Here is a 21,645-nt window from a genome sequence, read left to right as displayed (position 1 = left end):
TGACAGGGCCGCATCGACAGGCACTGCGCCGTGCTGGGGGGATGGATGCAGACAGAGGAATTCAAGATCGAACGGATGCTCGCGCATCCGGGCTTCGATCATGTTGTCCATGGGCTCGCCGGCGGCTTCCAGGCTTTCCAACAGGGCGCGCCGCGGCTGGCATCCCAATTCTCGACCCAGCAGCGATGGCTCATGTCGCATGCCGCGCTCGCCCGCCATTACCGAGGCTTCGCGGCCGGCCGGCCAGGCATATCCCGGCGCCTCTTCGTCGAGGACGCGCTCACGCACCGCATCGCCAGCCGCAACACGGCCGCCGCCTTCTTCGACGAGTCCCTGAAATACGGCATCATCCTGCCGACCAAGGCCGGGGGCGGTTCCGACGCGATGCTCGTCACGCCGGCGCCCGCCGTTCTCTGCGCATTGAGCGAATGGCATCAGGCGCATCTGGCGGCGCTCGACGCGCTCGATGGCGGCGACAGGTCCGTGCGCCTGCGCGAGGCCGAGGCGGCGCTGCTGCCGCGCATGCAGCCGGCGGTCGCGGACGGCCTGTTGGCCAGCCCAACCATTTGCGCGCCCGGGCCGGACTATGCCGTTTTCGCCTCCGTCGACGAAGGCGGGAGCCTGATGGATCGCCTAATCGCCGGTCTCGACATCGCGACCGCGCGAAACGAGGAGAAGGCCGTCACCAATGTGACGTCGGTCTCCGCCCTCGCCCGCCCGCTCAACCTCTCCCGGACGCATGCCGGGCGCACTCTCTCCGCGGCCATCGCGCTCGGTAGCCTCGGCTGGACCGGCACGCCCGGACGCTCCCCGATCTGGCTCTCGCGTGGCTTCCGCACCGGTTATGCGCGCATGCAGGCTGCGAAAATCACGATCATCGGCGAAGCCTTCGAGCATGCCACCGCCTCCGTGGGCGACGCGACCCTGACGGCTGCGGCTGCCGCCAGGGCGGCCCGTCCAGAGCGGAACAGCCCCGCGTGCTGAACAAGGTCGACGACGCTCCTTTGCCTCTATCGAGCGTGCCGCCCTCCATTGGTGAGCGACTCGATGCCCTGCCCTTCTGCCGGCTGAGGCTTGCGGTCTTCGCCGTCGTCACGCTCGCCCTTTTCGCCGACATCGCCGAGGTCGCGCTCGGCAATGCCTTGGGGGCGGTGTTCCAGGCCCCGCCGCGCACGATGACGCCGACGGAACTCTCCGTTTTCCTTGCAGCGATCTTCGCCGGAGGCGCCATCGGCGCGCCGGTCTTCGGCCTGCTGGGAGACCGGCTCGGCCGACGCCGCGCGCTGCAGGCGGCGCTCGCAGCCGTCGCCATCGGTTCGCTCGCCGTTGCGATGAGCGACAGCCCGGAGAACATGATCGGCTTCCGATTCCTTTCGGGCCTCGGCATCGGGGCCTGCCCGCCTCTGATCACCGCCTATCTGGCAGACATCATGCCGCCGCGGCTGCGCGGAACCATGTCCTGCCTCTGCGCGGGCCTTGCCTTCCTCGGCGCGCCGGGGCTGATCCTGCTGCTCCGCGCCGCCTCTCCGGCCTTCCTCGACATCGAGGGCTGGCGCTGGGCGGTCGGCACGGGCGCGGTCCTGGCGGCGCTGGCCGCCGCGTTGCTGAGCCTGCTGCCGGAATCGCCGCGCTGGCTGGCCGCCGCCGGCCGCCTGGAGGAAGCCGAGGCGGCGCTCAGGCGATTCGGCCGCAGCGAATCACGGCCGGCTCCCACGCCGCCTCCGCCTCCGCCCGTGGCCTTGGCGTCGCCGGGCGCCGCTGACGATCGCCGCATCACGGGCCGTACCCTTGCTCTGCTCTGCGGCCTCTATCTGCTCGCCCCCTGGGCGACGATCGGCTTTCCGCTGATGAGCGGGGCCGTGATGGTCAGCAAGCAGTTCAGCATCGCCGATTCGGTCGTGGCGGCCGGGCTCATCATGTTCGGGCCGGTGATCGGCAATCTCGCCGTGGCTCCCTTCATCGACCGAATCGGCCGCAAGGCGAGCCTGATCATCTGCGCCTGCGGCATGGCCCTGCTCGGCTTCGCCTTCTCCGAAGCGACTCAGTTTGCCGCCCTCGTCGGCCTCGGCATCGCCTTTGCCCTCCTGAGCGCGGTCTACGCGACGGTTCTGGCCGTCTACGCCGCCGAGATCGTCCCGACGGAACTAAGGGCCTCGCGCACCTCGATCGCCTGGGGGCTCGGCCGGCTCGTGTCGATCATCGTTCCCCTCGCCTGCTTCGCGATCATCCGGGGCGCCGGCGTCTGGGGCATGTTCGCGCTGATCGCCGCCGCACTCGGCCTCAGCGTGATCCTGCTCGCCGTGGCCGGCCCACGCGGCCGCTCGCGAGAGGCGCTCTTCTGAGCATCGGGGCCATCGGCTGTTAACGGTCCACTGACCATTTTTGACTCACGTATTGCACAGTATCGAGCAATCTGAGAATTCTTCGGCCAGATCGGGCGGGGGGCACCTGCCTCGATAGAGCCTTTTTCTGCGCCCTGACGGATGCAGACGGCATCCTCCCTTACGCCTTCGGGCGGCATGGGACGATGTCGAACCAGGCTCCCGAGGCGCCCCCCAGTCCTGGATGGATCGCCGCTCGCGTTCGAAGAGCGCAGGCGGCCGGCATGGCTGAGGTGGGGCGTGACGACAGAAAGCAAGAAGATCGGCATCATCCAGCGCCTGGAGGTTGCCGCTTCGATTCTTCTCGTCTCGGGCGGCATCGCCGCCGCCCAGGCGCCCGCCACGAGGCCGGGCACGGCGCCTGCTCCGGCCCCTGCCAGCGCTGCGCCGAATCCGGCGCCTGCTCAGGTCCCGGCGGAGCCCAGCGTCACCACGGCGAGCTTCGGCGACTGGACGCTGCGCTGCCAGCGCATCGAAAGCCCCAAGGCCACACGGGTCTGCGAGGTTGCTCAGGTGCTGCAGGCCCAGGGCCAGCAGACGCCGATCGCGCAGATCGCGATCGGGCGCCTCTCCGCCTCCGACCCGCTGCGCATCACGGCCGTGATGCCGGTGAGCGTCACCTTCCCGAGCAGCGTCCAGATCACGCTCGGCGAGAAGGAGGCCAAGCCGCTCGACCTGCCCTGGCGCCGCTGCATCCCGACCGGCTGCCTGGCAGACGCCGCGCCGGGCGACGATCTGCTGAAGCAGTGGCGCAAGGCCAGCGAGGCCGGCCGAATCATCTTCAAGGATGCCGCCGGCCGCGACCTTGCCATGCCGCTATCCACCCGCGGCCTCGATCCGGCGCTCGACGCGCTCGCCAAGGAGCGGTTCTGATCATGTCCCGCCGCCGCGCCGCCAAGCCCTCCCCTGCGCCGGAGACCAAGGAGCACAGCGGCACGCGCCATGGGTTCCCGCATCCTATGATCGCGCGTCCTGCGCCGACGCGGCGGATCCTGGCCAGCTGGCGGCAGCGCTGCCTCGTCGGGCAGGCCATGGCGCTGGCGCTGTGGAATGTGCCGGCCTTCGCGCAGAACATCATCACGCCCGATGGCCGCACCCAGACCAATGTCGCGGTCAGCGGCACCACGACGACGATCACCACGCAGACCGTCTCGGCCGGCGCCGGCTACAACTCCTTCTCACGCTTCGAGCAGGCGGCCGGCACGACCGTCAACATGCATCTGCCGCAGAATACCGGCGCGCTGGTCAACATCGTCCGGGACGGCCCGGTCGTCATCAACGGCATCCTGAATTCCTACCGGAACGGCCAGATCGGCGGCCATGTCTATTTCTCGGATTCCGCCGGTTTCACGGTCGGGCCGAGCGGCGTCATCAACACCGGCCAACTCACGGTCAACACGCCGACGCGCGATTTCCTCGACCAGGTGATCGGCCCGAACGGCGTCGTCAACGAGGCGATGGCCGCCCGCCTGCGCGCCAACGACGTGCCGATCTCGCCAGACGGGCGGATCACTGTCGACGGCGCGATCAACGCACGGCGCGGCGTCACGCTCAACGGCCATTCGGTCAGCGTCGCCGGCCAGATCACGGCCAACGCCGCGATCGTCGATGTCGGGGAGCGCCGCCGGCGCCACCAGACCGCCTTCGCCGAAAGCGTCAACACCAGCGGGCTGCAGCATGGCGGCGCCATGGTCGCGCGCAAGGGCGGCGGCATCGAGATCGTCGCGGCCGGAACGGTGCAGGTCTCGGGCCGGCTCAGCGCCAACGCGAATGGGCGCCGCTCCGCCGGCACCGTCGCGCTGCGCTCCGGCACCGGCACGACGATCGCCCAGACGGCGAAGATCAGCGCGACCGGCAAGGCGCCGCTGCAGAGCGGCGCGACCGCAGACGGCACCGTCAACACCGGCGAAGGCGGCAAGGTCTCGATCAAATCCAATGCCGGGATCACGATCGCCAGCGGCGCGACGATCGACGTCAGCGCGGCGCAGGACGTCGCAGCCAAGGCCGGCTCGGCCATCGTCTTCGCCGACACGAATCTCGATGTCGCCAGCGGCGCGATCTTCCGCGGCATCGCCGGCACGAGCGGCGACGGCGCCTTTCTGGAGCTCAGCGCCAAGGATACCGTGACGCTCGGCGCCATCGATGTCGATCTGTCCGCACGCAACGGCGCTGCCGGCCTGCTCTACATCGATCCGGCCAACATCGTCATCGGTGGCGGCGGCAGCGCCAACATGATCACCAACGGCACCAATGTGTCGCTGGAGGCCACGAACAAGATCACCATCGCCGCCGACGGCATCATCGATACGAGGCAGTTCAACAGGGGCCCAGACGGCGATCGCGAGCTCTCGGCTCTCAACCCGACGACCGGCAATTCCGGCAGCATCACGCTCACCGCCCCGGACATCGAGGTCCGCGGCAAGCTGTTGGCCGGCGTCCTGAACTCGGTCTTCTCCTGGTCCGCCGGCGACGTCACGCTGAACGCCACCCAGTCGCAGACGCTGATCGCCGGCCCTGCCAGCGCCAGCGCCAGCATCAAGGTTTCCGGCACCATCACGGGCCGCGACATCACGATGACGGCCGATGCGCGGGCCAAATCCTCATTCGCCGACCCGAGCGCAGGGACGCTGGTCGCCCTTGCTGCGCAGACGCTCGGCGGGGCGATGTTCGGGCTGAACGGCGCCTATGTCGGCAGCACGATCAGCGCCAAGGTCGAGATCGAGGACAACGCCGAGATCACCGCGACGCGCGACGTGAAGATCCTGGCCAACGGCGTCCAGGAAGCCACGCTGCCGGCCATTACGATTTCGGGCAATTTCCCCTGGGGAGCGGGCGTCTCGATCGCGGAGATCTCCGGCGAAGTGAAGGCGGATGTCGCCTCCGGCGCCAAGATCACCGTCGGCCGCAACCTCGACGTCAACGCCTTCAACGACATCAACCTGATGGCAACGGCGCTGACGCTGACGACCGGGTCGAGCGTCGTCGCAGCGACGGTCGCCTATGGCGCGGTCGATGTCACCACCTCCGCCAAGGTCCATTCGGGCGCGGAGATCACGGCCACGGGTACCAGCAGGATCAACGTTTCGGCCGGTAACTCGAACAATTTTTCCACCTCGGCCACCGCGATGGCATCGGCCGGCAGCGTCGGCGGCATCGCTTTCGCCTATTCCGACTACAAGGCGAGTGCCGAAGCGCAATTCGGTGCCTCGCTCGGCACGAGTGGCTCCCGGATCGGCAGCCTGACGGTCCAGGCCACGTCCGACACCGAGAAGAATGCGACCAGCGCCTCCACCACGGTCGGCAACAACGCTCTCTTCAACCTCGCCTATGAAGGCACGACCGTCTCGGATCTCCTGACCAAGATCTTCGGCAAGCTGAAGACGGGCAGCTCGAGCGTTCCAGCGAAGGTCGGCAGCGCGATCGCCGTCGCCAACAGCAGCCTGAGCGCCAGCGCGACGATCACGGCCGACGCGGGCTCTGCCGCGCCGTCGATCTTTGCCGAGAACGATGTGGTCGTCGTGGCACGCCAGCGCGATTTCGGCGTGCGCGTCGTTGCCGACAGTTCGACGAACTCGGCCTCGAAGGATCCCACGGCGGCGAACCCCTCCGCCGACATCTCGCTCTCCTTCGGCATCGGCGTCGGCGACTTCAAGCACTACGCGACAGCCTCGATCGGCTCCGGCGTTTCCATCGATGCGGAGCGCATCGGCGTCGCCGCGCTCAACGAGATGCCGATCTCCAATACCTGGGAAAATTGGGGCGGGCTCGGCGAAACCCTGACGCACGTCAACGGCAATATGGGCATCGTCGCCGACATCCTGACGAGCTACGCCAACGCCTCCGGACAGGCGTCGCAGCTCGGTCTCGCCGGCGCGATCAACTATTTCCGCGTCGACAATGAGAGTTCCGCCTATGTCGCGAGCGGAGCGCGGCTGAAGCAGGCCGACTACACCGGCGCCTGGTCGACGAATCTCGACTACGGCTACGAGCAGCAGTGGGACAAGGCCGTCCACATCGATGCCGACACGGTGACGCACAGCATCGATATCGGCGGCAATTTCGCTTTCACCGGCGGCACCGGAGGCAGCGGCTCGGCCGTCGGCGGCTCGATGCTGAACATCGGCCGCAGCAGCAACACCGTGGCGGCCGTCGCCGCGGGCGTGACGATCGAAGCGACGGGCGTCGCGGTCACCGCGGTAACCAGCGACAAGATGTTCGTCATCGCGACGACCTCGGGCAACTCCGCCGGCACGATCGGGTTCAACGGCATCGTCTCGATCGCGGGCATGAGCAACCGCACGCTGGCCTCGGTCAGCAACCTGGCGACGATCACGACCTCCAGCCTGGAGGTGAAGGCAGACCAGATCGTCTCGGTCTTCGGGCTCAGCGGCGCATTGGCCAGAGGTGGCGGGAACGCTGTCGGAGGCGCGGTCGCGGTGCTCGACGCGGCGTCGGTGACCCGCGCCTATATCGGCGACAATCGCGGCGATCTCGCCGGCAACATCCTGGCAGGCACCGCGGCACAGGGCCTGATCACCGCAAACACGGTCGATGTGACGGCGACGACCGAAGGGCGCATAACCGTTGCCTCCGCCGCCGGCGTGGCGAGCGGTGTCGGCAGCGGCGGGGGCGTTGAAGACGTCTTGGCAGACCAGCTGCCGGACTTCATGCAGGACGCGGCGGCGGCCGCCAACAGCACGTCTTCCTCCTCAATCAGCTTGACCGGCGCCGGCACCAGCTCCGTGGCGTTGACGACACTGGGCACCTCGGCCTGGATCGACGGCGCCGTCATCGTCGCCAAGGACACCGACGGGCTGACGACGACCGTCACCGCGCTGAACTCGACCATCGCGGAGGTCGCAGCAGGTTCGGCCGCGATCAACATGGCCGGTAACGACAGCCCGCTCAGCGGTGCTTTGGCCGGCGCAGTCGCTGTGGCCCAGTTCGACAACAGCACCGATGCGCGCATCGCAGCGTCGCGGCTGACCGGCGTCTACGACACGACCGTGCAGGCCCTTTCCGGCGGCCGGGCAACCATCGTCGGGCTGGGCGTCGCCGGGGCGAGCTCGAATGGCGGAGCCATCGCGCTCTCCGCCGCGCTCGGCCTCGTCACCAACCGCGTCGCGGCCAGCATCGAGGATTCGATCATCTCCGCCGTCGCGGGGAACGCCGCCTCGCAGGTCGTGCGGGTCAACGCCTATCAATCGACCGATATCGGCATCGGCGGCGGCGCCGCCTATGTCGGCGGCCAGGTCGGCGTCGGCATGGCGCTGACTTATGTCGACATCCGTGATCCCGATGGCAAGGATGCGGTCAGCGCCAAGGTGGCGCGCTCCAGCCTCACCGGCCTCGATGGGCTCCAGGTCCGAGCTACCAATGCCAGCCGCATCGCCTCCTCCGCGGCGACGGCCGGCCTCGGTGGCAACGGCCTCGGCGGCGTCTTCATCATCAACAGCGTCACGCCGACGACGCGCGCGGCCATCACCGGCGAGAGCGGCTCGCTCGTGACCGTGTCGGCCGCAGGTCATGTCTCGGTGCTGGCTGATGGCGGCCGCATCGCGGCTTTTGACGATCTGATCGGCGACCGTCAGGCGGTTTCCGCGAGCGACCGCTCCGAGATCGATTTCTCGGGCGCCGCGGCCAATGGTGGTCCGGAAAATCCGGACGGTGCGTCGGTCGTCGCGATCGGCACACTCCTCCAGATCGGCCGCAACAATGCCGGCGTCGCGCTGCTCAGCAACAAGATCGCCCAGGCTCATCTCGCATCGATCGATTTCGCAACGATCACAGCGACGGGCGACGTCAGCGTCGTGGCCCAGGACAGCGCGACGATCACAGGTGTTGCGGTCGGCCTCGGCGCCGCGACCGGCCAGTTCGCCGGCACGGCTTCGGTTGTGCTGCAGTCGATCGAGAACATTTCGCGCGCGCATATCGGTGGCACCGGCACGGTCATAACCGCTGCCAACATCGGCGTTGCCAGTGAGGCGACTTCATCGATCCGTGGTGCAGCCGGCTCGCTTGGCCTCGGCTTCGGCGCCGCGGCGCTTGGCCTCTCCATTGTCGAAAGCAACGTCGCCAACGAGGTTTTGGCGGAGGTCGAAGGGGCGAAGCTGCGGGCCAACCGCGACGTGGTGCTGCGCGCCGGCTCCACCGCGACGATCGATACGATCGCCATCGGCATCGCGATGTCGCGTAATGTCGGCCTCGCCGGCTCGGTCGCCAACAACAGCGTCGCCACCAACGTCGGCGCCCGAATCTCCGGCGCCGATATCGTTGCGGACAACAACCTCGGCGTGCTCGCCGGCAATGCCGACCGGATCACGGTCTCCGCCGGGGCGCTCGGCGCCACGGCCGGCGCGCCAAGCGTCGCGGGCGGTCTTTCCGTCGTCAACAACACGATCGCCGGCTCGACATCCGCCTCGATAGGCGAGGACAGCGTCGTTGACGCACGGGCCGGCGGCAACGGCCTGCTCGGCTATAATGCAGGCCAGCTGACGACAGCCTTCGACCTGACGACGGCGAACGAGCCGAGCGACGCCCAGCCCTCTCTCGCCATGATGGCCCGCAGCATCCACGGCCTCGGCGTCGTCGCGACCTCGCAGCAGTCGGTCCTGGCCAATGCGGTGACCGGTGGCGTCGCGATCTTCCCGATCTCTGGCGCCGTCGCGATCGTCCCGATCCGCAACGTCCTCGCCGGAAGCACCAGCGCGACCATCGATGGCAGCCTCGTCAACACGCGCCTCACCGGCACCGATTCCACGGCGGTAGCGATCGAAGCCGCGAGCCATTCCTATGCAGCGACCTTCATCACGGTGGGCTCGGTCGGCGGCCTCGCCGCTGCAGGCGCCGATGCCAACACGATCATGGCGCGCAGCACGCATGCCGCGCTGACGAATTCCACGCTCGGCACGACCACGTCGGGCTTCGCCGGCACCGGCGTCACCTCTCTCGACATCGCCGCCAGCGCCTCGCAATCGGCGGCGAGCAACGTGATTGGCTTCGCCGCCGGCGGGGGCAGCGCAGCCGCGGCCGGCGTCGTCAACAGCTTCGCAGCGACGACGACGGCGACGCTCGACCAAGGGCTCGTCACGGCCGGTCGCGTCGCCGTCAACGCCGAAAGCCGCAACGGATTCTACGCACAGGCGATCTCCGCCGCGATCGGCGGTGTCAGCCTGGGCGGCTCCTTCGTGGTCGGCACCAGCCGCAACACCACCCTCGCCACGATCGGCGGCGGCTCCGGCCTGACGACGCTCAACCTCAACGGCGCGCTCGCCGTTGCGGCGCGCAGCATCAACGCCTTCACGACACTGTCGGCAGGCGGAGCGGCGGGCGGCATCGCCGGCGTCGCCGGCATGGTCTCCTTCGTCGATGTCGAGAACGAGACGCGCGCGGGCCTCTACGGCGTCAACGCGACCCTGCGCCCTGCCAGCGGGGCCAGCATCGTCGTCACCGCCGATGAGACCACCAGCATCAGAGCCACGACGGCCGCTGGCGCCAATGGTGGCGTCGGCGCGGGCGCGGCCGCCAATATCGCGAACCTCGACAGCCGCGTGCTGGCCGACATCACCGGCTCGACGCTGTCGGCGCCCGGCGCCGTCTCGGCCTCGGCGACCTCCGACCGCATCGTCGATGCGAACACCATGACCTACGGCGTCGGCAGCTCGGCCGGCATCGGTGCCGCCGTCGCGGTGATCTCGGTCGGCAAGGGTTCACCCTCGAGTGCAGGCTCCGAGCTCAACGCCGGCGGCAGCGGCACTCTCTCGCGCCTCGACCAGCTCACGGCCGGCAATGCCGATCTCGTGTTGAGCGCCAGCGGCCTTGCTGCCTATCGCAGCTACCGCGGCACGGCCGGCGCCTCCATGAGCGAGGCCCAGCTGCGCGATGCCGCTCAGGCGGACTACAACCAGCTCCTCGCCAACGGCACTGTCGTGAACGGCACGCTGACGCTGACGGCTTCGGGCGTCACAGCCCTGCGCAGCAGCGCCGCGACTGCACTCGGCATCGCCAGCCCCGACGACGCGCAGGTGCGAAACTGGGCGGCGCAGCGCTACACGGCCCTTAACGGCGGCGCCGTCGCGTATCTGATGAGCGATGCCGGCGTTTCCGCCTATCGCGCGACCGTGACCGCGACGACGCCGGACGCCAGCGACGACCAGATCCGCAGCGCCGCCAACGATTCCTATGCCCGGCTCCTCGCCAACGGCAGCGTCTCCAACGGCGTGCTCACGCTGAGCGGCGCCGGCATTGCCGCCTATCGCACTGAGGCCAGCACCAGCCTCGGCCACAGCGCCAGCGACGCCGAGGTGCATGCCTACGCCGCCAACCAGTACAGCTTCTTCAACGCCAATCGCAGCCGTATCGTCGCGCCGACCTCGCAGAGCGCCAGCGCCCTGCTCGATTCCGCGGGCTCGCGGACGGCCGCGACGGTCACCGGCGGCAGCATCGCCAGCGGCTCGGTCGCGGTTGCGGCGCTCTCGCGCACGACGACCACCAACATCGCCAACGGCGTCGGCGCCGGTGGCGCGGCCGGCGGCGGCGCAGCGACGGCCTATACCGACATCGGCGACGACGTCTCGGCCAAGCTCGACCAGATCACGGTCAATACCGGCTCGATCGCGCTCAGCGCGAACTCGACCGACGGATCGGGTGCGGCGGCCCGCGTCCAGTCCCAGGCCGGTGCCGGCGCCCTGGCGGCGGCTGCCGGCGCGGCGGTCGCGGACGGCTCGATCGCCAACGCCGTCAAGGCCACGCTCGGCGGCAGCCTGACGGTGACCGGCGCGACCACGGTCAATGCCGGCAACAGCCAGACCAGCCGGTCGGACGCCTTCGGCGCGACTGTGGCCGGCGGACTTGCGCTCGGCATATCGCTCGCCACCAGCACCGCCAACAGCACCGTCGCGGCGACCTACAGCGCCGGCTCCAGCCTGACCGGCACAGGGCTGACCATCGGCGCGAGCAGCACGGGCGCGGCCTATGCTGCGGCGGTCGCCGGCGTGGGCGGCCTGCTCGCCGCCGGCTCGGGCGCGGAAGCCAACGCCACCGACAGCTCCGATGTTTCGGCCGTGATCGGCGCGGGCGCCCGCGCCAATGTCGGGACGGGCTCGATCACCCTGCAGGCTACGGCCTCGCCGGATGCCAAGGCCGCCGCCAAGGGCGTCGCCGTCGCGGGCGGCCTCGCCGTCGGCGCGGCCATCGCCAACGCCACGGTCCAGCCGATCGTGCGCGCCGCCATCGAAAGCAATGCGAGCCTGCCGGCGAGCCAGTTCACCGCGGGCACCCTCTCCGTGCTGGCGACGGGGTCCGTCTTCGGCGGCACGCTCGGCGACGCCGTCAATCTCGGCTTCTCCACCAGCGGCTTCACGCGCGGCGGCATGTCGGCCTCGGCCTCGGCGATCGCCGGCTCCGGCGCCTATTACGTCGCCGCCGTCGGCACTGACGCGCAGGCGCTCAACATCAGCTCGGTCACGGCGGAAGTCGGCGATTATGTCCGCCTGTCGAACGGCACGGTCCGGATCAGCGCGACCAACACCACGGCACAGGGCGCGACCGCCACCGGCGTCACCGTGGCCGGCACGGCCGCCATCGGCACCGTGAACGCGCAGGCCGATGCGCAGACGCACACCACGGCCTCCATCGGCAACGGCGTCACCATGGCGGCGGCAGGGGCCGGCAGCTTCACGCTGACCGCGGCCGGCAGCGACACGCAGATCGTCCATGCCACGGCCGGCAGCGGCGGCCTCTATGCGGGCTCGGGCGCGACCGGCTCGACATCCAACACCGCGAGCGTGACCGCCTCGGTCGGCGAGAATGCCCGGATCAGCACCGGCCTCGTCAAGGTCGGCGCGAGCCATACAACGCGCTACGCCTCGCTCATCGACAGCCTGCAGGCCTCGGCGCTCGGCGCCAGCGCCTCGCTGGCGGAGAACAGCGCCGATGTCGACGTGCTGACCTCGCTCGGCGCCGGCAGCATCATCAGCGCGTCCGGCCCGAACACGGCGGGCTGCTATCTGACGAGCTGCCTGCAGGCGATCTCGCTGACCAGCCAGAACGTCTTCACCCAGCTCGATCTCGGTGACTCGGTGCAAGCTGCTGCGGGCGGCGGCATCAACGGCGCCGGAGCGACCTCGACGACCGAGATCGACGGCACCTCGCGCGTCGTACTCGGCGACAACGTCACGCTGGCCGGCGGCGCGAGCCCGACGGCGGCGCCCGGCTCGATCCTGATCCAGGCCTGGAGCGAACTCTTCGGCGACGACACGGCGACGCTGACGACCGGCGGCCTGCTGCAGGGTGCCGGCGTCTCCACGCGCTACAGGGCGGATGTCGACAATGAAGTGACGCTCGGCCTGCGCAACGCGCTGAATTCCTACGGCGTCATCAATCTCGGCACCTACACGATCGCCGATGTGCGGGCGAACGCCTATGTCAGCACCTACGGCCTGGCCGGCGTCGGGCTCGCCGATGCCGACGTCACCATCCGGACTGACAACAACGTGACCGTCGGCGCCAATTCGGCGCTGCTCGGCCTCTACGACGTCAACATCACCGCCGGCCGCGACGGCTCGGGCCAGCGCACGAACAACCTCTCGGGCAATGCGACAGCGCTCGGCTATGTCCGCGGCCTCATCGCCGTGCCCGATGCCGACGCTTCGACCGACCTGCAGAACCACGCCAAGGTCGATATCGGCAGCGGCGCCACGATCTCCAGCGCGCAGAACGTCACGCTCGGCGCCTATGACGGGCTGATCAACGCCCGCGCCGACGGCACCGGCCATGGCTATCAGCTCTATTTCATCCCGGTGACGACGGGCTCGAGCAGCCCCGGCTTCTCGTCCACTTCGACACTGGTGATGAACGGCACGGCCACCGCCGGCATCTACAACACGCAGCGCATCGAGATTGGCTGCGGCGCCAATGCCTCGGTGCAGTGCGGCCCCAACGAGACGCCGACGATCCGCTTCGTCAGCGGCGCGCCCGTCACCTCCGGTTACAGCACCGCGTTCGACGTCGTCAGCTACATCAACGCCAATTACGACCCCACCGTCGCTCCCACGCTGCTCTCCGGCGTCAGCCATTCGCCGGTCAAGGCGGTGCGCCTGACGCAGCTCTACGCGGCCGGCGGCAACGTCTATGTCAGCGGTAGCTCGGTCCAAGGCAACGGCACGCTGACCGCAAAGGGCGGCCCGTCGATTACCGTCATCAACCGCAGCAACGCCTATCTCATCCTAGACGGCGGCGCCTATATCCCGGAGACGACCGGAGGGCAGATCATCGGCTCCACCGGGTCCCTGACGCGCCACACCAACCCCGATGCGACGCCGGTCATCGCCATCGACAACAGCTACACCGGCCAGCTCGATGCCAGCGGCAACGGGCCGGCGCTGTTGATCGCCGGCGACATCACCAATCTCTCGGGCGTGGTCTCGCTCAACAACACGCAAGGGTCGTTCGGCTTCTCCGGCCAGCGCATCGACGCGCTGCAGTTCAACACGACCGTGCCGAACGGCGCGGTGGTGGTCTCCTCGAACGGGCCGAACGGCATGTACAATGCCGGCGCGACGCCTCAGGCAGAGTACGAATCCGCCATCTACTATCCCGGCGGCGGTCCGGGCGACAGCTTCAACGTCGACCAGGCGGTCTATGCCGCCGCCAACGCGCTCGCCGCCGGCCAAGGCGCGACCGACCTGAACTACTTCCTCTATGGCCGGCAGGACGAGGGCACGACCCGCAACTTCTCGATGCAGTTCTACGGAAACTGCATCGGATATATCGGCGACGCAGGCTACGCCTGCACCGGCGGCTATGACATGGGCAACGACATCCGCTTCATGGTCATACCGACGATCCAGACCTATCGGCAGAGCAACCCGACGGCCGAGGGCGGCGGCACCAAGATCTACGGCTCCCAGGTCGCGATCAAGGCGACGACGATCAACATCAACGCCGAGATCGAGGCGGGACGCATCACCAACTGGTCGGGAACGGTCGATTCCGGCATGGTCGCCAGCCTTCGGAACTCGCGCCAATATTACCTTGATCGCGGCTATGTCGAAGTCGGCCTCAAGGAGGCCTTGGGTGGAACCTGGGCAAATCAGGGTGCGGCGCCGCTATACTACGATCTCGCCAACGATCGACTGGTCCTGTGGGACATCAATGCCTCCTCGGGCGGCGGCTCGGTGCTGCTCGACGGCCAAATCATCAGCACCAACACGCTCGGCTCAATCAAGATCAATGGCGGCTTCGGCGATGTCAGCCTGAACAACACCTCCGGGCTCGACCTCGTCGTCAACCGCGTCAATACCGGCACAGGGGTCGGCGTCTCTGCGAGCGTCAGCAAGATCACGATCATCGACCGGCTTGTGACGGATGGGCCGAACACGACGATCTACGCCTATACGCCGGGCTCCGGCATTGCCACCTACAAGACGTGGAACGGCGCCCTGCCGGCCCAGGGCGCGACCCCTTACGCCTTCACCGCGGGCTCCCTGACGGAATACAACCCCGTCGCCGGCACACGTTATGAGTGGACGCAGCAGATCCTGCTCCAGAAGGAGGGGCTGACCCCGCAGACCACCCAGGTGCGCGACCTCGTGTCCTACTGGCGCTACGACTCCGGCACGACGAGCAACCCCTGGGTCTATGTCGACAACCAGTCGCCGAGCACCAATCCGGGCGCGGACTGGATGTACTGGTGGTCGCGCAATGCGCAGGATCCGAGCGCGACAGGCGTGTCGGGCCGCGTCACGAACAACGGCAGCCTCATCAATGTCGGGATGACGCAGGAGATCACCGGAGGCCAGCTCGACTTCATCAACAACGAAGCGCACTACAGCGGCTGCAACCTGCAGGCGATCAACCATTGCGACCGCGATTTCGTCGCTCAGCCCGGCGCGGGGCAGGCCATCTGGAACTATCAGATGGTGACCCGCGCGTTCGTGCAGGTCACCGCCTCGGTCAAGGCGGACAACCCCTTCGACATCAGCTTCGCCGGCAACGCCGCCGGTCGCGTCAACATCACCTCGAACGGCTCCGTCCTGCAGAACGGAACCATCGTCAATCCGAGCGGCACGACGACGATCGTCGCCTCTGGCGGCAGCTTCACCCAGACGAACAACGCCACGATCCTCAGCAATAACCTGAACCTGACCGCGCGTGACTCGATCGGCACGCAATCGGCGGCGATCAAGGCGACGCTGACCAGCGGCGCTGATCTCAGCGCCATCGCCGGCAGCGGCGGCATCAATCTCGACATCACCGGCGGCGCCCGGGTGCTGGCGCTGCGCGCCGACGGCAACCCGAACGCCTATGGCGACATCAGGGTGCGCGCCACCGGCAGCCTCGAGACCGTGGCCTCGGCCAATGCGAATGTGGTCGGCCGCAATATCACGCTCGCGAGCGAGAACGGCAGCATCGGCTCTGTCTCGAACGTGATGAAGATGCGTGCCGTGGCGACAAGGCTGGCGAACGGCTCCTATACGGACGGAGTGGTCAACCTCTCGGCGCTTGGCGACATCGGCATCGCGCAGGTCTCAGGCGATCTGCGCGTCGCCGAGATCAAGAGCGAGGCTGGCGACGTCCGGATCGACGTCAACGCCGGCCGGCTCGTCTCGGCTACGGGCCAGACCTCGGCCCAGGCGCTGAGCGCCGAGCAGCTCTCGCAGGTCTCGCGCGCCCTCAAGCTCACGGCGGCCGATGGCGCAGATGCCGCCGCCCAGGCCAGCATCGCGACCTTTGAAGCACAGGTGACGCAGGCCTACGGCCTCTATTCTGCGCTGATCCGCAACGGCAGCGTCGATGCGAACGGTGTCTTCACGCTGAGCAACGACGGCGTCGCGCTCTACCAGGCCTTCGCCGACGCCGCGATTGCGCTCAGCCGTCCTGCCAACGCGCCGCCCCGTGCGGCTACGCCGGCAGAGGTCAGGGCATACGCCGCAGAGCGCTACAATGCCTATGCCGGCGCCTTCAAGGCCGCCTATGGCGACGGCTGGGCGACGCAGGCGCGTTTCAACGCCGCATCGCTGGAAAGCAACTTCAGCTTCCGCACGACCAATACCGACGCCGCGGCGGGAATTGCCAACCGCATCGCCGGCGATGCCGCCTGGACCGACAGGCAGCTGGTGTCGGCGATCAACCAGTCCGCGCTGCAGCCAGCCTCCGGCGTCGTCGGCAACGGCACCGCGCTGGTCGTCGGCCATGACGTGACGCTCAACATCGCGGGCAGCATTGGCTCGCTGGCGCCGGACATGCAGGTCTCGCTGGACAATATTCGCAGCGGCTCGATCACGGACGCGCAGCTCGCCGCACTCGCGGTCGCGACCACGCCGGGCACCGTCAAGATCATGGGGCAGCGCCAGGACGGCAGCCTCGTCGAGGTGACCGATCTCCAGAACGTGCCGGCCGGCGTCACCCTGACCCGCGTGGACGTGAAGCAGACCGCGCCGATGTTCATCAACGCCACAGGCGCCTTCTCCGCCTCGGCGCAGGGCGATGTCTACGTCCAGGCGACCACCAATGTGCGGTCGAGCACGACGCCGCGCGCGGCCGGCGCCACACTGACGCTCGGCGCCATCTCGGCGACCGGCACTGTCAGCCTGCAGGCTCCGCAGGGCATCGTCGTGGGCATGCAGGCCGACGGCACGACGCCGCGCAGCCCCGTCCAGATCCAGACCGGCGGCGATCTCGTGCTCGTCGCGGGCGGCGGCGGCATCGGCTCGGCGGCGGCGCCCCTCACCTACCAGATCGGCGGCCGGCTGGTATCCGCCTCGGCGGCGGCGGGCGACGCCTATCTCGTCGCCAATGCCGGCAATGCCGAGATCGGTCGCATCTTCGCCACGGGCACGGCCTCGTTGACCGCTCGCAGCGGCGGCATCCAGGGCTATCTGCCGGGCATCGCGATCGCGGCGAGCTCGGTCGCGCTCAACGCGACCGGCAATGTCGGCTCCGCTGCGGCGGCGCTCGGCCTGCAGATCGGCACCGGTGGTTCGGTCTCCGGCCAGATCGGAGGCCTGGCCTGGCTCTCGGCCCCGACCGTCTCCGGCCAGTCTGCCAATACGCTCCGGCTCGGCTCGCTCAGCGCCGCGAACGGGCTGACCGCCACCTCAGACGGCCAGATCGACGTGCTCGACACCCTCCGCTCCACGGCCGGTGCGATCGCACTGACCGGTTCCCGGATCGTGATGGCGGGCGGCTCAGGCATCGAGGCTGCCGGCCGCGCCAGCCTGGCCTCGGGCGCGGACATCGTGCTCGGCCATGTCGTCAGCGCTCTCGCTGCGCCGGCCGGCAGCGCCTCGATCGCAATCACCGCGGCGGGCTCGATCCTTGGAAATGGCGACGCCGGCACGCTGCTCGATGCGGGCCAGGCCGGTGGCGCGATTTCGCTCTATGCCGGAGGCGACATCGGCAGCGAGACCGCAGCCCTCGTCTTCTCCGCCCCCACCCTCTCCGCCCGCAGCCTCGGCGGCGACATCAACCTCGGCACGGCAGCCGGGACCCATGCCACCGAGCTGAAGGCCGATGCCGGCTCGGTCGCGCTGCGCGCCGGCGGCACGCTTACCGTCGATGCCGTGACGAGCGCCGGCAGCAGCACGCTCGCCACCAGCAACGGCGCCCTGACGCTGGGCACGCTGCTCGCAGGGAGCGCGAGTTCGCTCGACGCGACAAGTGCGATCACGCTGACCAGCGCGACGACGAGCGTCGGAGCGTTCTCCGCCACGTCGGGCACCGGCAGCATCTCCGCCGGCACGGTCGGCGCTGCCGGCGACGCGACGCTTACCGCGGCGACCTTCGTCTCCGTCACAGGCGCTCTGACCGCGGGCGGCGATGTGTCCGTCACGGCGGCCGACGGCGCCATCGACGTCGGCGGCCTGACGGCCGGCGGCTCGCTGACGATGTCCTCCTCCGCCGCACTGGCGCTCGGCGCGATTTCGAGCAGCAACGGCTCGGTTTCGCTGACCTCCACCGGGGCCGAGATCAGCGCGACCTCCATCGCCGCCTCGGGCGATGTGACGCTGGCGGCAGCGACCGGAATCGCCGTCACGAACGCCCTGAACGCGCGTGGGGCGGCGACCGCTACGGCCCATGACGGCACGCTCGACATCGGCAGCGTCAGCGCCGGTGCAAGCTCCGCCCTCTCCGCTTCCGGGACGGTGACGCTCGGAACTGCGGCCACCACCGCAGGTGATCTCTCGGTCGCCTCCTCGGCCGGAGACGTGAATGCCACCTCGCTCTCGGCCGCGCAGGCCCTGCTGGTCGAAGCGGCCGGAACGGTTGATGTCCCGACGCTGCTCGGCGGAACGGACGTGACCATCACGGCCGGCGGCGCGGTCTCGGTCGAGACGGCCACGGCCGGGCATGGCGCCGGCATCGACGCGACAGGCCTCGTAGCGCTGGGCACCGTCAGCGCCGGCGACGGCGGGCTGACCCTGGTCTCCCGCAATGCCGGCATCACGGCCGACCGTCTCGACATCGGCGGCGACGCCACGATCTCCAGCTATCGCGGGGTCATGATCGGAGCGCTCACCGCTCGCGGCGTCGATGCCACGACAACGACAGGCGCGATCGACGTCACGACGCTGGACGCCGGCGGCAACGCCAGCCTGCGCTCAGGCGGCGACCAGACGATTGCGACGGCGCGGATCGCTGGCAACGCCGCGCTGATCAGCGGCGGAGCGCTCCGCATCGACAGCCTGACCAGCGCAGGCTCGGCCGAGATCGACTCGACCGGCGAGCTGCGGGTGGCCGACATGGCCGCCGGCGGGGACCTGCGCCTCGCTTCCGCCCAGGCCGGCATCTCCTTCGGCGCGCTGTCCTCGAACGGATCGGCTGCGCTCGCGGCCGCCAACGCAATCGATGGCGAGCGCATCGTGGCAAGCGACGCGCTGACGCTCCAGGCCGGCCGCAGCGGCCAGGGCTCGATCAGCATCGGCCGCGGCGCGGCGCTCAACGCCTCCGTGAGCGCAGCTGACGACGTGCGCCTCGCCAACTTCGGCGCCGGCAACAGCATCACCATCCTGGGGACGCGGATCGCCGCCGACATCGTCCAGTTGCCGGGTGCGGGCGGCATGCCGCTCGCCCTCGACATCGGCGGCCTGCGTGCCGCGGTGGCCGAGGCGGTCGATCTCAGGATCGATGCCTCGCGCGTCAGGGTCGGCCGCTTTGCCGCGCTCGACAGCAGGCTCACGACGACAGCGGGCGAATTCGCCATCGCCAGCGCCAACGTGCCCGGCGCGATGACGCTGCAGACGCCGGTCATGACGCTGTTCGCCAACAACCGCAGCCTGGCTCCGGCCCTCGGCTACGATATCCAGCTCTACCCGCGGAGCCGGCCGTTCTATCTCACCGTGAACGGTGCCAGGCTCGCCACCGACGCCTTCATCATCAACTTCGATTCGAGCGTGGTCGACATTCCTCCGTCCTTCGGCTCCTCGCTGGCGCGCGACATGGCGCGTCTGCCAAACCTGCTCCCGAGCGGGCCTTCCTTCGGCGAGGTCGCACGCGGCTTCGTGTTCGGCCTGAACAGCGCCTGGCGCAGTGACCTCGCCGATCCGGCGTCCACTGCCAGCTTCGGCCAAGCATGGAAGCCTCTCGTCAATCTCGACGAAGAAGACGACGCCGAGAGCCAGCCTTGAGCCGATCCGGTTTCGCCGTTGCCGTTCTGACTGTGTGTCTCGCCGCCGGCTGCCTCGGCGGCGCGGCGCGGGCGCAGATCGTGCCGCAGACCATCGAGAACGAGGCCGAGCGGCAGCGGCGGGAGATCGAGCGCCAGACCGCGCCGCAGCGCCAGCGCGGCCCCGGCGTGATCGGGCCTCAGGCGGGGCCGAAGCTCGAATTCCCCGCCGGCGGCGCGAGTGTGCTGCTGACCCGCATCGAGTTCACCGAGTCGCGCTTCCTGAGCGCCGCCGAGCTCGATGCGATCCGCGCGCGCCATGTCGGGCAGCGCGTGGATCTCGCCGCGATCGGGCGGATCGTCCAGTCCGTCAACGATCTCTACGCCGAAAAGGGGCAGATCACGGCCAGCGCCGTCCTGCCGCCGCAGAAGCTCGATGGCGGCGTGCTCTGGATCAGGCTGGTGGAGGGGCGTGTCGGCAAGGTCTCCGTCACCGGCGCCGTCCAGACCTGGCCCTGGTATGTCCGCTCGCAGGTGCCGATCGGCGATGACGACGTCGTCGACGCGCCGGCCCTCAATCGTTCGGTCTCGATCTTCAACCGCCTCAACGAGGTGCAGCTCAGGGCTCAGCTCGGCGCCGGCGCGAGCTTCGGCCTGACCGATATCGAGCTTTCCGTGACCGAGCCGCCGCGCAACGTCGTCCAGCTCTCCTACGACAACCAGGGTGTGACCTCGACCGGGCGCTACCAGGGCATCCTGTTCCTGCGCCATCACAACCTGCTGGGCATCGACGACCGGCTCGTCCTCTACGGCTCGCGGGCACGCGGCAGCATCCTGGGCAATGGCAGCTACACGCTGCCGGTCTCGCCCTGGGGCACGCGGCTGGGCGCCAGCTTCACCCGGTCGGCCTATCGGATCGTCAACGGCGCCATTCGCGAGCTGCGGCCGGAAGGCATTTCGGAAAGCAGCTCGCTCACCCTGTCACAGCCGGTCTTCGCGACGGATTCCATCCTGCTGCAGGCTACCGCCGCGCTCGGCACCGGCGCGGGCCGCAGCAAGCAGCTCGACATCGCCACGGTCGAGAGCAGCTATTCCCGGGTGCAGGCAGGCGCCTCGCTGAGCATCAGCCTGCCCGCCCTCAACCACAGCTCGACGGCGAACTGGTCGCAGGTCGCCCATGAGGACAAGATCTCGGGGCGCAACCAGAACAGCACGATCCTAACCGGCAACACCACCTCGGTCTGGCGGCTCAACGACAATATCTACGGCACGCTCGTCGGAGCCTGGCAGTATACCGGCGAGACGCAGCTGCCGGGCGACCAGATCTTCCAGATCGGCGGGCCGACGACCGTGCGCGGCTACCCGATCGGCGCGGCCTTCGGCAATTCCGGCTTCTACGGGCAGGCGGAGCTGCATTACCTCCTGCCCGATCCGCTGAAGCAACTCGAAGCCTTCGTCTTCCTCGATCACGGCATCACCTACCCGAACGTCGTGGACACCATGCGCGCGACCTCCGTCGGCGCCGGGCTGATCTGGCGGCCGATCGACTGGGCTACGCTCGAAGGCGGCTTCGGTCGACCGCTCGAACGCATCTCGACCGTCCAGCGCGACGTCGAGCTCTATTTCCGGCTCACCTTGCGCAAGAGCATCTGAGCCCTT

At 69.1% G+C, this 21,645-nt stretch carries 5 protein-coding genes; all 5 read left to right on the top strand.

Going from position 1 to position 21,645, the window contains the following annotated elements:
- Positions 1–45: 45 nt before the first annotated feature.
- On the top strand, positions 46–984 hold the full coding sequence (locus BoBH3_RS10235; protein ID WP_262330693.1) for a hypothetical protein: 939 nt from the start codon (positions 46–48) through the stop codon (positions 982–984).
- Positions 978–2,342, top strand: coding sequence for a sugar porter family MFS transporter (locus tag BoBH3_RS10230; RefSeq protein WP_262330692.1), 1,365 nt, complete (start codon positions 978–980; stop codon positions 2,340–2,342). The genes BoBH3_RS10235 and BoBH3_RS10230 overlap by 7 nt, the downstream gene beginning before the upstream one ends.
- 279 nt (positions 2,343–2,621) lie before the next feature.
- Positions 2,622–3,254: an invasion associated locus B family protein gene (locus BoBH3_RS10225; RefSeq protein ID WP_262330691.1), complete on the top strand. Its 633-nt coding sequence runs from the start codon at positions 2,622–2,624 to the stop codon at positions 3,252–3,254.
- Between the two features lie 2 nt (positions 3,255–3,256).
- Positions 3,257–20,008 carry a leukotoxin LktA family filamentous adhesin gene (locus BoBH3_RS10220; RefSeq protein ID WP_262330690.1) on the top strand — a complete coding sequence of 5,584 codons (16,752 nt, stop codon included), beginning with the start codon at positions 3,257–3,259 and terminating at the stop codon, positions 20,006–20,008.
- Entirely contained in the window at positions 20,005–21,639 is a 1,635-nt protein-coding gene (locus tag BoBH3_RS10215; protein WP_262330689.1) for a ShlB/FhaC/HecB family hemolysin secretion/activation protein, read from the top strand. Before BoBH3_RS10220 ends, BoBH3_RS10215 begins: the two co-directional genes overlap by 4 nt.
- Positions 21,640–21,645 lie beyond the last annotated feature (6 nt).

Origin of the sequence: Allobosea sp. BH3 (genome assembly GCF_025499465.1) — a bacterium.
Lineage (GTDB): Bacteria > Pseudomonadota > Alphaproteobacteria > Rhizobiales > Beijerinckiaceae > Allobosea.
This window is presented reverse-complemented; position numbering and strand designations above follow the sequence as displayed.